This window comes from Halomonas borealis (assembly GCF_004798905.1).
Taxonomy (GTDB): Bacteria; Pseudomonadota; Gammaproteobacteria; order Pseudomonadales; family Halomonadaceae; genus Halomonas; species Halomonas borealis.
Genome location: NZ_SDMO01000002.1, coordinates 195,239 through 209,007, shown reverse-complemented (window position 1 = coordinate 209,007; position 13,769 = coordinate 195,239). Strand labels below are relative to the sequence as shown.

At 64.6% G+C, this 13,769-nt stretch carries 10 protein-coding genes; 4 read left to right on the top strand and 6 right to left on the bottom strand.

What is annotated here, in order from left to right:
- Positions 1–112 precede the first annotated feature (112 nt).
- The 3 genes from yidC to rpmH form a co-directional block, all read right to left on the bottom strand.
- The gene (yidC, locus tag ETC07_RS03940) at positions 113–1,798 is read right to left on the bottom strand and encodes a membrane protein insertase YidC (RefSeq protein WP_136247200.1); all 1,686 of its coding nucleotides are present in this window, start codon (positions 1,796–1,798) and stop codon (positions 113–115) included.
- A gap of 204 nt (positions 1,799–2,002) precedes the next feature.
- Positions 2,003–2,398 carry a ribonuclease P protein component gene (gene rnpA, locus ETC07_RS03935; RefSeq protein WP_136247199.1) on the bottom strand — a complete coding sequence of 132 codons (396 nt, stop codon included), beginning with the start codon at positions 2,396–2,398 and terminating at the stop codon, positions 2,003–2,005.
- Between the two features lie 14 nt (positions 2,399–2,412).
- A complete protein-coding gene (rpmH, locus tag ETC07_RS03930; protein ID WP_008959105.1) occupies positions 2,413–2,547 on the bottom strand; it encodes a 50S ribosomal protein L34 in 135 nt (44 codons plus the stop codon).
- Positions 2,548–3,062: 515 nt separating this feature from the next.
- Between rpmH and dnaA the strand changes: the two genes are divergently transcribed.
- From dnaA to gyrB, 4 genes are all read left to right on the top strand, one after another.
- Positions 3,063–4,526: a chromosomal replication initiator protein DnaA gene (gene dnaA / locus ETC07_RS03925; protein ID WP_136247198.1), complete on the top strand. Its 1,464-nt coding sequence runs from the start codon at positions 3,063–3,065 to the stop codon at positions 4,524–4,526.
- Positions 4,527–4,596: 70 nt separating this feature from the next.
- Positions 4,597–5,700: a DNA polymerase III subunit beta gene (gene dnaN / locus ETC07_RS03920; RefSeq protein ID WP_136247197.1), complete on the top strand. Its 1,104-nt coding sequence runs from the start codon at positions 4,597–4,599 to the stop codon at positions 5,698–5,700.
- Between the two features lie 9 nt (positions 5,701–5,709).
- Entirely contained in the window at positions 5,710–6,825 is a 1,116-nt protein-coding gene (recF, locus tag ETC07_RS03915; protein WP_136247196.1) for a DNA replication/repair protein RecF, read from the top strand.
- A gap of 11 nt (positions 6,826–6,836) precedes the next feature.
- Positions 6,837–9,257, top strand: coding sequence for a DNA topoisomerase (ATP-hydrolyzing) subunit B (gene gyrB / locus ETC07_RS03910; protein WP_136247195.1), 2,421 nt, complete (start codon positions 6,837–6,839; stop codon positions 9,255–9,257).
- A gap of 120 nt (positions 9,258–9,377) precedes the next feature.
- Here gyrB and gmhB read toward each other — a convergent pair whose 3' ends face one another.
- From gmhB to glyQ, 3 genes are all read right to left on the bottom strand, one after another.
- Positions 9,378–9,944 (bottom strand): D-glycero-beta-D-manno-heptose 1,7-bisphosphate 7-phosphatase, encoded by a 567-nt coding sequence (gene gmhB / locus ETC07_RS03905; RefSeq protein WP_136247194.1) that lies wholly within the window; start codon positions 9,942–9,944, stop codon positions 9,378–9,380.
- 641 nt (positions 9,945–10,585) lie between these two features.
- Positions 10,586–12,652: a glycine--tRNA ligase subunit beta gene (gene glyS / locus ETC07_RS03900; RefSeq protein WP_136247193.1), complete on the bottom strand. Its 2,067-nt coding sequence runs from the start codon at positions 12,650–12,652 to the stop codon at positions 10,586–10,588.
- A 1-nt stretch (position 12,653) separates the two neighbouring features.
- Complete coding sequence (glyQ, locus tag ETC07_RS03895; protein ID WP_136247192.1) at positions 12,654–13,598, bottom strand: glycine--tRNA ligase subunit alpha; 945 nt, start codon at positions 13,596–13,598, stop codon at positions 12,654–12,656.
- Between the last annotated feature and the right edge of the window lie 171 nt (positions 13,599–13,769).

Genomic DNA, 13,769 nt, shown 5'->3' with positions numbered 1-13,769 from the left:
GGTGGCTCCTCGGTGAGACGACGCTATTGTCCGGTTCCGCTCCCGTAAACGCCAGACCCCCGCCGAGGCGGGGGTCTGGAGCGGGAAGCAAGACGCCGTGACGGGCGCGCCGTTACTTGGTCTTCATGCCCTTGCCGACGTTGGGGTCGGCCTCGACCTTGCGCGTGATGAAGTACTGCTGGGCGATCGAGGTGATGTTGTTCACCACCCAGTAGATCACCAGACCGGCCGGGAACCACAGGAAGAAGAAGGTGAAGACGATCGGCAGCAGCTTCATGATCTTCGCCTGAGTGGGGTCCGGCGGCGTCGGGTTGAGCAGCTGCTGGACGAACATCGAGGCCCCCATCAGGATCGGCAGCACGAAGAACGGGTCCTTCACCGACAGGTCCTGGATCCAGAACATGAAGGGCGCGTGGCGCAGCTCGACGGACTCGAGCAACATCCAGTAGAGCGCGATGAACACCGGCATCTGCACGAGGATCGGCAGACAGCCACCCAGAGGATTGATCTTCTCCTTCTGGTAGAACTTCATCATCTCCTGGGACATCTTCTGGCGATCATCGCCGTACTGTTCCTTGAGCCGCTGCATCTCCGGGCCCAGCTTGCGCATCCGCGCCATCGACTTGTAGGCCTTGGCGGAGAGCGGCAGCAGGGCGGTCTTGACCAGCAGGGTCAGTATGACGATCGACCAGCCCCAGTTGCCGATCAGGTCCTGGATATGATCCAGCAGCCAGAACAGCGGGTTAGCGATGAACCACAGCCAGCCGAAATCGACGGTCAGCTCCAGGTTCGGGGCCACGGCCTCGAGGCGGTCCTGGATCTTGGGGCCCATGTAGAGCGTGGCGCCCAGGGTCGCGGCGCTGCCCGCTGCCACGTTCTCGGTGGCGCCGGCGAAGGCGGCCACGTTGCGGCCCTGGGAGTCGGTGGTCGCGTAGTAGAGGTTCTGCTGGTCCTGGGGCGGGGCCCAGGCGGAGGTGAAGTAATGCTGGATCATCGCGACCCAGCCGCCTTCGGCGTCGCGATTGTCGAACTTGCCTTCGCCGATATCCTCGAAATCAACTTTCAGGTAGTTGTCTTCCGGCGTGGAGTAGGCGGCGCCAAGGAAGGAGCGCATGCCCATCTTGGGGCCGGACGAGGGATCGTCGCTGCTATCGCGGACCAGCTGGCCGACGAAACGCGCGGTGACCGGGGTCTCGCCCTGGTTGTCCAGCAGGTAGTCGACGCTCACTGCATAGCTGTCACGATCGAAGGTGAAGCGCTTGATGACGTCCACGCCGCTGACCTTGGCCGAGAGGTCCACCTGCAGCGCGTCTTCGCCTTCGGCTAGCCGGTACTCGGTCTGCTCGCTGGCGAAGGTGAGGCGTCCCTGATGGCCTTCCAGCTGGAGGCCTGAACGGGCCATGTAGCTGCGTGTCTGGTCGTTGGAGAGCAGCACGAAGGGCTGGCCGGAATCGAGCGCATACTGGTGCTGAGGCAGGGCGGCGTAGACGATATCGCCGCCCTGCGGGTCGATGCGCACGTCGAGCACGTCGGTGGAAACGGCGACCAGATCCCGGCTGTTGCCAGACGTGGCCTGTTCGTCGGCGATGCCGTCGGGGGCCCGGTTCTGGGTCGGCACCGAGAGGTCTCCGCCGTCGGCATCATCGGAGGCCGAGGAGGTCGACGTCTGGGACTCGCTCGAGATGGCCGGGGCCTGGGGGGCGGTGGCCACCTGACCGTAATCCTGATTCCACTGCACGACGATCAGGTAGGCGAGGACCGCCAGGGGAATCAGTAGTAGTAGTCGTTTTACATCCATGAGGGGTCTGCTCGATGGGTGGTGAACAATCCGGTGGCGCGATGCCGTTCGCCGGCCCGACATACGCGAAAGCCTGCCAGGGGCAGGCTAGCGTCAGCTCGCCGAGCGTCCCTTGGGAGGACGACGACGTCAAGCGGGGTGGCGTCTGGCGTGATCACGCGCATGCAGGCTCCGGGCGGTGCTAACAGCGACCGGCAGGTCGCGTCATGAGCGATCTGCCGTTTGTGCATCGCTCGTCGCCGCCTTGTCCGCTTCGCGTGCCAGGCGTTTCCACATGCCGTGTAGCTGGCGGTGGACGGTGGCGTTGTCCAGCTCGTGAACGCCGCGTCTGGCGAGCAGTACGATATCCACAGCGGGAAGTCGATGTTGGCGAAGGCGAATGGAGTCGCGCGCGAGGCGCTTGAGGCGGTTGCGGTCGACGGCCCGACGTACGTTCTTCTTGCTGAAGATCAGCCCGAGGCGGGGATGCCCCAGATCATTCGGGGAGGCCAGGACCATCAATCCCTTGCCATGGACCTTGAAGGCAGCGCTGTCGAAGACGCGTCGATAATCCCCGGCAGTCAGCAGACGCAGCTGCCGGGGAAAGCCCTGACTGGACATGTGATGTCCGCGGTTCAGGCGCTCAGGCGCTTGCGGCCCTTGGCGCGACGACGCGCCAGGACGGCACGACCATTCTTGGTGGCCATGCGAGCACGGAAGCCATGCGCGCGCTTGCGCTTGAGAACGCTGGGTTGAAATGTGCGTTTCATAACTCGTTATTCCCACGTGGTTTTTGGAACAAATCGGCGATTCAGAGGTTCCCGGTTTCCGGTGGGGAATCCGGGTAGATTCGGCTCAGGACCGGAAATTGTAGTGATATCGGGCCCTGGGCGCAATTTTTCCTTGCGATTTTTCGCTGGGGGCGATCTCGCGAGCCAACATCCCTACAACTGTTATTACTAGTATTGGGGTTCTATTACACCCTGTTATTACTAGTGGGGAGGGTTTTTGTGGATAACCTAGCACTTCTTTTCCATGACAGTCGCTTATGAGCGTAAGAATCGTGTGGATGGACGCTTGAAACAGGGTGCAAGGAAGGTGGATGAGCGGTGGATGGATGGGCGAACTATCCACAGCCCGTGAGGCATGCCCAGAGACTCCTCAGGATACCTACGACCTCCAGGCAGGTTGTCCACAGAGTTTTTCACGCCCCTCATCCATGTGGATAACCCGGCGATGGCACGATACAATGCCCGGTCGTTCTTCAACCGAATGGTGAGGTCGCGTGTCGCTCGCTCTCTGGCAACAATGTCTGGATACCCTGCAGGACGAACTGAGTTCCCAGCAGTTCAACACCTGGATTCGCCCCTTGCAGGCGGAGGAAGGGGAGGTCAACCAGCTGTGTCTGCTGGCGCCGAACCGTTTCGTGCGTGACTGGGTCAGCGACAAGTACGCCAAGCGGATCAGCGAGCTCATGCGCGAGCTGTCGCCGACCAAGCCGCCGAAGGTGGTGCTCACCGTGGGCAGTCGCCGCACCGTGTCACCGGCACCACAGACCCGCGAGTTGGGTGATCCGGTCTCCGCGGCGCCGCGCGCCCCTGCGGTGCAGACGCCGCCGCGCGGTGACGTGGCCGACGAGAGCGAGATCGATCAGCTGCGCGACGAGGGCGAGGCGCCGCGTCGCCCCGTCAACGAACGTCAGGTACAGGTAGAGGGCAGCCTCAAGCACAACAGTGGCCTGAACCCCAACTTCACCTTCGAGACGTTCGTCGAGGGCAAGTCCAACCAGCTGGCCCGGGCCGCCTCCCGTCAGGTCTCCGAGAATCCCGGTGGTGCCTATAACCCGCTGTTTCTATACGGTGGTGTCGGCCTGGGTAAGACCCACCTGATGCACGCCGTCGGCAATGCGCTGGCCGGCCGGCGCGAAAACGCACGGGTCGTCTATCTGCACTCCGAGCGCTTCGTCGCCGACATGGTCAAGGCGCTGCAGCTCAATGCCATCAACGACTTCAAGCGCTTCTACCGTAGCGTCGATGCCTTGCTGATCGATGACATCCAGTTCTTCGCCGGCAAGGAGCGTTCCCAGGAGGAGTTCTTCCACACCTTCAACGCCTTGCTCGAGGGTGGCCAGCAGATGATCCTGACCTCGGACCGCTACCCGAAGGAGATCAGCGGCGTCGAGGAGCGCCTCAAGTCGCGTTTCGGCTGGGGCCTGACGGTGGCCATCGAACCGCCTGAGCTGGAGACACGCGTGGCGATCCTGATGAAGAAGGCCGACCAGTCCAAGGTCGATCTGCCCCATGACGCGGCGTTCTTCATCGCCCAGAAGATCCGCTCCAACGTCCGTGAGCTGGAGGGCGCCCTCAAGAAGGTCATCGCCGACTCCCATTTCATGGGTAAGCCGATCACCCAGGATTTCATCCGCGAATCGCTCAAGGACCTTCTGGCCCTCCAGGACAAGCAGGTCGGCGTCGATAATATCCAGCGCACCGTGGCCGAGTACTACAAGATCAAGCTGGCCGATCTGCTCTCCAAGCGACGTTCACGCTCGGTGGCGCGCCCGCGTCAGGTCGCCATGGCGCTGGCCAAGGAGCTGACGAATCACAGCCTACCGGAGATCGGTGACGCCTTCGGCGGACGCGATCACACCACCGTGCTACATGCCTGTCGCAAGGTTCAGGCGCTTCAGGAAGAGAACGCGGATATCCGCGAGGACTACAAGAATCTGCTGCGTCTGCTGACCAGCTGATTCCCCGAATGCGAAGGGCCGGGCGCGGCGCCGGCCCCAATTCCTCCAGGACAAGAGAAGTGGAGTCGACATGAAATTTTCCATCTCCCGTGAAGCGCTGCTGCGCCCGCTGGCGCTGGTCGCCGGCGTGGTGGAGCGCCGCCAGACCCTGCCGGTGCTGTCGAACGTGTTGATCCAGGTCGAGCAGGACCAGGTCTCGCTGACCGGCACCGACCTCGAGGTCGAGCTGATCGGGCGAACCGTGGCGAGTCAGGTCGAGGAGCCGGGTGGCATCACCGTGCCGGCACGCAAGCTGATGGACATCTGCAAGTCGCTGCCCGATCAGTCGGAGATTCAGCTGTCCCTGGAGGAGGGCAGGGCGGTGTTGCGCAGCGGTCGCTCGCGCTTCACGCTCTCGACCCTGCCGGTCGCCGAGTTCCCGAGCATCGAGGATGGCCAGAGCAGCGTCGAGCTGAGCCTGCCGCGTGGCACCCTCAAGCACCTCATCGATTCCACCTCCTTCGCCATGGCGCAGCAGGACGTGCGCTACTATCTCAACGGCATGTTGCTGGAATTCGCCACCAACCTGGTGCGCGCCGTATCCACCGACGGGCATCGCCTGGCGGTCTGCTCGCGGCCGGCCGAGATTCAGCTGGAGCCGTCGCAGAAGCTGATCGTGCCGCGCAAGGGCATCCTCGAGCTGGTACGCCTGCTCGATGACAGCGAGGAGCCGGTCAGCCTGACCCTCGGCGCGAATCACATCCGCGCCCACACCGGCGACTTCACCTTCACCTCCAAGCTGGTGGACGGCAAGTTCCCCGATTTCGAGCGGGTGGTACCGCGTAACGGCGACAAGGTGTTCATCGCCGAGCGTTCCGAGCTCCGCCAGGTGTTGTCGCGTACCGCGATCCTCTCCAATGAGAAGTATCGTGGCGTGCGCCTCAACCTGGAGGAGGGCAACCTTAGGGTGATGGCCAACAACCCCGAGCAGGAAGAGGCCGAAGAGAACGTAGGTATCGAATACGCCGGCTCGTCCATGGAGATCGGCTTCAACGTCGGCTACCTGGTGGACGTGCTCAACGTACTCGATCAGGAGCGGGTGCAGATGACCCTGGGCGACCCCAACAGCAGCGCCCTGATGGAAGAGCCGGGCGGCGGCGACGCCCTCTATGTCGTCATGCCCATGCGCCTCTGACCGCCCGGCATGCCCCTCGATCGTCTCACCTTCCAGGGCCTGCGTAACCTGCAGGCCCTGGAGTTCGCCCCCGGGCCGGGTATCAACCTCTTCGTGGGTGCCAACGGCAGCGGCAAGACCAGCCTGCTGGAAGGCATTCACGTATTGGGCATGGGGCGTTCCTTCCGCACCCGTCGGCTGCGTCATGCCATCGACCACGACGCCGAGAGCCTGACCCTGCATGGTCGCCTGATGGGCGAGCCCCCCGTGCCACTCGGCGTGCGCCGTCGTCGCGACGCCGAGGAGCTCGAACTACGGCTGGGTGGCGAGCGCCTGGAGCGAGTGTCCGGTCTGGTCGAGGCGCTCCCCCTGCAGTTGATCAACCCGGATGCCTTCCGATTGCTGGAGGGATCTCCCGCCGGCCGGCGGGAGTTTCTCGACTGGGGCGTGTTTCACGTGAAACACGGCTTCCTCGACGCCTGGCGGCGCTATCGCCGCGCCCTCAAGCATCGGAATGCCCTGCTCAGACATGGTAGAATGCACGATGCTTCACTGGATGCCTGGGAACAGGAGCTGGTGCTGTGGGGCGAGCGATTGGATACCCTGCGCCGTGACTGGATGGCGGACTTCCAGCCGGTGTTCAGCGAGACCCTGGCCGGGTTGATCGAGCTGCCGGGCCTGGACCTGCGTTACTCGCGGGGCTGGGACCGCAAGCGCTCCCTGGCCGAGGTGCTGCAACAGGGGCGGGAAACCGATCGACAGATGGGCTTCACGCAGCAGGGGCCGCAGCGGGCCGACCTGGGCATTCGCCTCGATCGCCGAGCGGCCGTGGAGGTGCTGTCGAGGGGGCAGCAGAAGCTGGTGGTAAGCGCCCTTAAGCTGGCTCAGGGACGACTGCTGGAGCAGGCCACGGGCCGCTCCTGCATCTATCTCATCGACGACCTTCCCGCCGAACTGGACGCCGCGCATCGCCGGGTCTTCTGCGCCTGGCTGGAACGCATGCGCTGTCAGGCATTCATCACCAGTGTCGACCCGGAGGCTCTGGCCGGCGCTTGGAGCCCGCAGACGCCGGTAGCGATGTTTCACGTGAAACGTACCGAATCGGGGCAGGGGCAGCTGCTGCCAACGGACAGACAGACTTCATGACGGAGTAGTCAATGAGCGAACAGGCTTACGACTCATCGAGCATCAAGGTCCTCAAGGGCCTGGATGCGGTACGCAAGCGGCCCGGCATGTACATCGGCGACACCGACGATGGCACGGGCCTGCACCACATGGTGTTCGAGCTGGTGGACAACTCCATCGATGAGGCCCTGGCCGGCTATTGCAGCGAGATCCGGGTGGTGATCCACCCGGATGAGTCGATCACCGTCAGCGATAACGGCCGTGGGATTCCGACCGACCTGCACGAGGAAGAGCACGTGTCGGCGGCCGAGGTGATCATGACGGTGCTGCACGCCGGCGGCAAGTTCGATGACAACTCCTATAAGGTCTCCGGCGGCCTGCACGGGGTCGGGGTCTCGGTGGTCAATGCCCTCTCCGAGGAGCTCAAGCTGACCATCTGGCGCAACGAACAGGTCCACGAACAGATCTATCGCCATGGTGTGCCGGTCGCGCCGCTCTCGGTGGTCGGCAAGACCGAGCAGAGCGGTAGCCGGGTGCACTTCCGGCCCTCGCCCGAGACCTTCCACAACATCGAGTTCCACTACGATGTGCTGGCCAAGCGGTTGCGTGAGCTTTCCTTCCTCAACTCCGGTGTGGCCATTCGCCTGATGGATGAGCGCTCCGGCAAGGAAGAACTGTTCCACTACGAGGGTGGCCTCCAGGCGTTCGTCGACCATCTGAACACCAACAAGACGGTGCTCAATCCGGTATTCCACTTCAATGTCGAGCGCGAGGATGGCGTCGGCGTCGAGGTGGCCATGCAGTGGAACGATACCTTCGCCGAGAATATCTTCTGCTACACCAACAACATTCCCCAGCGGGATGGCGGCGCCCACCTGGCGGGTTTCCGGGCCTCCCTGACCCGGACGCTGAATCACTACATCGAGGCCGAAGGGCTGCTCAAGAAGGCCAAGATCAGCACGTCCGGCGACGACGCTCGTGAGGGCCTGACCGCGATCATCTCGGTCAAGGTGCCGGACCCGAAATTCTCCTCCCAGACCAAGGACAAGCTGGTCTCCTCCGAGGTGAAGACCGCCGTGGAGCAGGAGGTTGGCCGGCAGTTCGCCGAGTTCCTGGTCGAGAAGCCTAACGAGGCCAAGTCCATCGTCAACAAGATGCTGGATGCGGCCCGGGCGCGCGAGGCGGCACGCAAGGCCCGCGACATGACCCGCCGCAAGGGGGCTCTGGACATCGCCGGCCTGCCCGGCAAGCTGGCGGACTGCCAGGAGAAGGACCCCAGCCTGTCGGAGCTTTACCTGGTCGAGGGTGACTCGGCCGGCGGCAGCGCCAAGCAGGGGCGTGACCGGCGTACCCAGGCGATCCTGCCGCTCAAGGGCAAGATCCTCAACGTCGAGAAGGCGCGCTTCGACAAGATGCTTTCCTCGGCCGAGGTGGGCACCCTGATCACCGCGCTTGGCTGTAGCATCGGCCGCGAGGAATTCAACCCCGACAAGCTGCGCTACCACTCGATCATCATCATGACCGATGCGGACGTGGACGGCTCCCACATCCGTACCCTGTTGCTGACATTCTTCTTCCGTCAGATGTCGCAGCTGATCGAGCGTGGTCACGTGTTCATCGCGCAGCCACCGCTCTACAAGATCAAGCGTGGCAAGCAGGAGAGCTACCTCAAGGACGAGCAGGCGCTCACCGATTACCTGACCACCACCGCCCTGGACGGCGCGCGCCTCCATGTGAACGCCGACGCCCCCGGCATCGGTGGCGAGCACCTGCAGTCGCTGGTGCATCAGTATCGCGATGTGATGCGTCGTATCGAACGCCTGTCGCGGGTCTACCCGGACGTGGTGCTGCGCAAGATCGTGCACGCGACCCGTGTCGAGGGAGAGGAGAGCCTGCGTGACCGTGCCGCCATGCAGGGCTGGATCGATCACCTACAGCGTGAGATGGACGCCCTGGTGGACTACGAGGGCGGGCCGCGCTACAGCTTCCGTCTGGAGGAAGACAACGAGCGTGGCTTCTACCTGCCGGCGGTGACGCTGCTCGCTCACGGCGTGACCAGCGATTATGTCTGGGGCGTCGACTTCTTCACCAGCGCCGACTATCGCGCCATCGCCGGTCTCGGCGAGACCCTGGACGGCCTGATCGAAGAGGGCGCCTTCGTGGCACGCGGCGAGCGTCAGCGTCCCATCGGCAGCTTCTACGATGCCCTGGAATGGCTGATGAACGAGGCGCAGCGCGGCCTCTCCATCCAGCGCTATAAGGGCCTGGGCGAGATGAACCCCGATCAGCTGTGGGAGACCACCATGGACCCCGAGACTCGTCGCATGCTGCGTGTCTCGATCGAGGACGCCGTGGCCGCCGACATGATGTTCAACACCCTGATGGGCGACGAGGTCGAACCGCGGCGTGACTTCATCGAGCGGAATGCCCTGGTGGCCAACCTGGACGTGTGACCGGATTCGGGGCGCTGTTTCACGTGAAACATCTCTAGCGCCGAGCGACAAGAAACCCCCGAAGGCGGTGACCTTCGGGGGTTTCTTTTGTAGGGATCATTCCAGCCTGCCGGTTGACCGCTATGGCGACTCGCCGAGCAGCCAATCGGTGAAGGCGGCCAGATCGTCGAACAGTCGAGTCTTGCCGTCGACGGCGAGCTCGGGGTGCTTGACCCGGGTCTTTTGCCCCTTGCCGGTGCGCACCAGGACCGGGTGGCAGCCCACGGCCTCGCCGGCCTGGAGGTCGCGCAGGCTGTCGCCGACCATCCAGCTTCCCGTGAGGTCTTCGATCTCGAGCCTGGTGCCCAGCCGCTCGAGGAGCCCTGGCAATGGCTTGCGGCAGTCGCATCCGTCGTCGGGGCCGTGGGGGCAGTGCACGATGTCGGCGATGCTGCCGCCCGCCGCGTCGACGAGATCGTGGAGCCGCCGGTGCATGGCCGCCAGGGTGGCCTCGTCGTAGTAGCCGCGAGCGATGCCCGACTGGTTCGTCGCCACGGCGACGGTCCAGCCGGCCCGCGTCAGGCGGGCGATGGCCTCGATGGCCTGGGGGTAGGGCTGGAACTCCCCGAGGCTCTTCACATAGTCATCGGAATCCTGATTGATGACGCCATCGCGATCGAGGATGACGAGTTTCCTGGCAAGCGGCATGGCAGGCTCCGGGGGAAGGTGGATCAGGGCGAGAGTGTTTCACGTGGAACAATGCATGCCAAGCGGCGGCGCATCGTGCTCAACGCGTCGTCTCCGATATGTGTCTCGTTTCCTTTCGCGATGAGGCGTCACCTAACCGCGCGGCCCGATGTTCCACGTGAAACATCGGGCCGGACAAGCGGAGTGCCGCAGCCGTCGAGGGATACCGGCGCACTCTGAGGCATGACTGGCGGCTCCTGGCGGCCGCGTCGGAGAAACTCAGGCGCCTGCCAGGGAAGGGGATGCGTGTTGCCGGTTCTTTTGGCGAGCCCGCGATGGAAGGCTCCGGGGTGGTGCTACCTCGTTGGGTGTCGGATGGGCGAGCGCCCCTGATATGACCGCGATATCCACGAGGCTCAGGAAGAGGGGAGTGGTAAGCGTGTCCGATAGCTTCATGCCGCTTACCTGGCCGGGTGCCTCGAGGCGACGGTGAGGCGGTTGAGGGTGTGGTGTTTCATGGCGACTGGACGAGAGGGATGTTTCATGTGGAACATCTTGCCCATGGGCGAAGCGTTCCACGTGAAACATCGGCGAGGGAACGGTGCATCAAAAAAGGGCCGGCGAGTCATCTCGCCGGCCCTTTTCATCGTATCGCGCCTCGCTTAGTGCTGGAGCTCGGCGATGTCCGCGACCTCGAGGAACAGCGCCTGAAGGCTGGCCAACAAGGCCAGGCGGTTGTGTTTCACCGCGGGGTCCTCGGCCATCACCATCACCTCATCGAAGAAGCGGTCGACAGGCTCGCGCAGGGTCGCCAACACATCCAGCGCATCGCTGTAGCGGGCCTCGGCGAATAGCGGGGCCACCTGCTCGCGGCAGCCGCTCAGGGCCTCGGCCAGGGCCTGCTCGGCACCCTCTTGCAGCAGGCCGGCATCGACCTCGGCGGACACCTCGCCGCCTTGCTTGGCGAGGATGTTGGAAACCCGCTTGTCGGCGGCGGCCAGGGCAGCGGCCTCTTCGCGACGTGCGAAGGCGCTCACCGCATGCAGGCGGCGGGCGAAGTCCAGCGGCTTGCTGACCGGACGGGCGCGCACGGCCAGGTAGGCCTCGGCACCGATGCCTTCGTCCTGGGCCCAGGCGCGGAAGCGGTCGAGCATGTAGGTCAGTACCTCGTCGACCAGGCCGTCGGCGCAGGGCAGTGCCTGATGCTGGGCGACGGCCAGTTCGAGTAGCTCACGCAGGTCCAGGTCCAACTCGCCGTGGATCAGGATGTTGAGCACGCCGATGGCGGCACGGCGGAGGGCGAACGGGTCCTTGGTGCCGGTAGGGCGCTGACCGATGCCGAAGATGCCGGTCAGGGTGTCCAGGCGGTCGGCCAGGGCCAGAGCCTGGCCGGCGCGGGTCTGCGGGATGGCGTCGCCGGCGAAGCGCGGCAGGTACTGCTCTTCCAGGGCCTGGGCAACCTCGGCATCTTCGCCGTCATGAGTGGCGTAGTAGCGACCCATGATGCCCTGCAGCTCGGGGAACTCCAGCACCATCTCGGTGACCAGATCGCATTTGGCCAGCTCCGCGGCGCGCCGCGCCTGGGGTACGTCGCCGTCGATATGCCCGGCGATGAAGGCGGCGATGGCGGCGTTACGGTGCGTCTTGTCGCCCAGCGAGCCGAGCTTCTGCTGGAAGACCACGCTTGCGAGACCCTCGACGCGGGCGGCCAATGGCTGCTGGCGATCGGTCTCGTAGAAGAAGACGGCATCGGCCAGGCGCGGGTGAATCACCTTCTCGTTGCCACGGATCACCTGTTCCGGCTCGCTGCTGTCGATGTTGGAGATGGTGATGAAGCCCGGCTTGAGGTGGCCCTCACCATCCAGCAGGTGGAAGTACTTCTGGTTGGCCTTCATCGAGGAGATCAGGCACTCGGCCGGCACCTCGAGGAAACGCTTGTCGAAGCCGCCGGCCAGTGCGACCGGCCATTCGACGAGACCGCTGACCTCGACCAGCAGGTCTTCGTCGATCACGGCCTGGGCCTCCTGGACCTCGGCCTCGGCCAGTACCTGCTCGCGGATACGCTCGCGGCGCTTGTCGCGATCGGCCAGCACCCAGGCCTGCTCCAGCGCCTGGACGTAGTCGTCGGCGTGGGCCAGTTCGAGGGGCTCGGGGGCGTGGAAGCGGTGGCCGCGGGTGGTGCGACCGGCCTCCAGGCCCAGGGCGCTGGCCTCGACGACGGCGTCGCCGTAGAGCATCACCAACCAGTGAGCCGGGCGCGAGAATTCGATCCGAGAAGTGCCCCAACGCATGTTCTTGGGTACCGGCAGACCGGCGATGGCCTTCTCGACGATGCCGGGCAGCAGGGCGGTAGTGGCCGAGCCTGGCTGCTGTTCACGATAGCCGAGCCAGGTGCCCTTGTCGGTCTCCAGGTGGATCAGCTGATCGACGCCGACGCCACAGGAGCGGGCGAAGCCCTCGGCGGCCTTGGTCGGTTCGCCGTCCTTGAAGGCGGCGGCCAGCGCCGGGCCACGGCGTTCGACGTCGCGGTCCGGCTGCTTGTCGGCCAGCTCGGCGATCTGCACGGCGAGGCGCCGCGGCGATGCGTAGGCGGTCACCTCGCCATGCCGGATGTCGGCTTCCTCGAGGCCACGGCGGATGCCGGCGGCGAGGGCGTCGGAGAGGTTGTCGATCGCGCCCGGCGGCAGTTCCTCGACGCCCAGTTCGACCAGAAAGGTATCGGCTGCCATCTCAAGCGTCTCCTTCGGCAAGCAGTTCGCGGCGCAGGGCCTCGGGAGCCAGCGGGAAGCCGGCGGCCTTGCGCGATTCGTAGTAGGCGTTGGCCACGTCACGGGCCATGGTGCGGACGCGCAGGATGTAGCGCTGGCGTTCGGTGACCGAGATGGCGTGACGGGCATCGAGCATATTGAAGGTGTGGGAGGCCTTGAGCACCTGCTCGTAGGCGGGCAGTGGCAGCCCGGCCGTGATCAGCTTGGTGCATTCGCCTTCCTGGTGATCGAAGGCCGCGAACAGCGCCGGCACGTCGGCGTGCTCGAAGTTGTAGGTCGACTGCTCGCGTTCGTTCTGCAGGAAGACATCGCCGTAGGTGACGGGGGTGCCGTCCGGGGCGACCGTCCATACCAGGTCGTAGACGCTGTCGACATCCTGGACGTACATGGCGATGCGCTCGATGCCGTAGGTCAGCTCGCCGGTGACCGGGTAGCATTCCAGGCCGCCGGCCTGCTGGAAGTAAGTGAACTGGGTCACCTCCATGCCGTTGAGCCAGACTTCCCAACCCAGCCCCCAGGCGCCGAGGGTCGGGGATTCCCAGTTGTCCTCGACGAAGCGAATGTCATGCACCAGCGGGTCGATGCCAAGACGCTTGAGTGAACCGAGGAAGCGTTCCTGGAGGTCGGCGGGGGAGGGCTTCATCACCACCTGGAACTGGTAATAGTGCTGCAGGCGGTTGGGGTTCTCGCCGTAGCGGCCGTCGGTGGGGCGGCGAGAAGGCTGCACATAGGCGGCATTCCAGGTCTCGGGGCCGATGGAACGCAGGAAGGTGGCCGGGTGAAAGGTCCCGGCGCCGACCTCCATATCCAGGGGCTGGAGAACCACGCAGCCCTGCTCGGCCCAGTACTGCTGCAGGGTCAGGATCATGCCCTGGAAGGTTGTCACGTCTGGTGTCGACTGTGTCATTGGCGGGTCACCGTTGGCCATGAATTCACGAGCCGTCAAGTATACAATCACGGGCAGATCGGTTATAGGCGCAGCCTGGAATACATGGGCCATCGTCGTCGAGCGGGGCTCGGGGCTGATCGTTCGACGGAGCAGCGAGAGGGGCTGCGTGCCTTCCCAAGGTGCAACCGA

Bases quoted from the DNA above. Each gene is read 5' to 3' on its own strand.
- yidC (WP_136247200.1), bottom strand. From the start codon at position 1,798: ATGGATGTAAAACGACTACTACTACTGATTCCCCTGGCGGTCCTCGCC.
- rnpA (WP_136247199.1), bottom strand. From the start codon at position 2,398: ATGTCCAGTCAGGGCTTTCCCCGGCAGCTGCGTCTGCTGACTGCCGGG.
- rpmH (WP_008959105.1), bottom strand. From the start codon at position 2,547: ATGAAACGCACATTTCAACCCAGCGTTCTCAAGCGCAAGCGCGCGCAT.
- dnaN (WP_136247197.1), top strand. From the start codon at position 4,597: ATGAAATTTTCCATCTCCCGTGAAGCGCTGCTGCGCCCGCTGGCGCTG.
- recF (WP_136247196.1), top strand. From the start codon at position 5,710: ATGCCCCTCGATCGTCTCACCTTCCAGGGCCTGCGTAACCTGCAGGCC.
- gyrB (WP_136247195.1), top strand. From the start codon at position 6,837: ATGAGCGAACAGGCTTACGACTCATCGAGCATCAAGGTCCTCAAGGGC.
- gmhB (WP_136247194.1), bottom strand. From the start codon at position 9,944: ATGCCGCTTGCCAGGAAACTCGTCATCCTCGATCGCGATGGCGTCATC.
- glyS (WP_136247193.1), bottom strand. From the start codon at position 12,652: ATGGCAGCCGATACCTTTCTGGTCGAACTGGGCGTCGAGGAACTGCCG.
- glyQ (WP_136247192.1), bottom strand. From the start codon at position 13,598: ATGACACAGTCGACACCAGACGTGACAACCTTCCAGGGCATGATCCTG.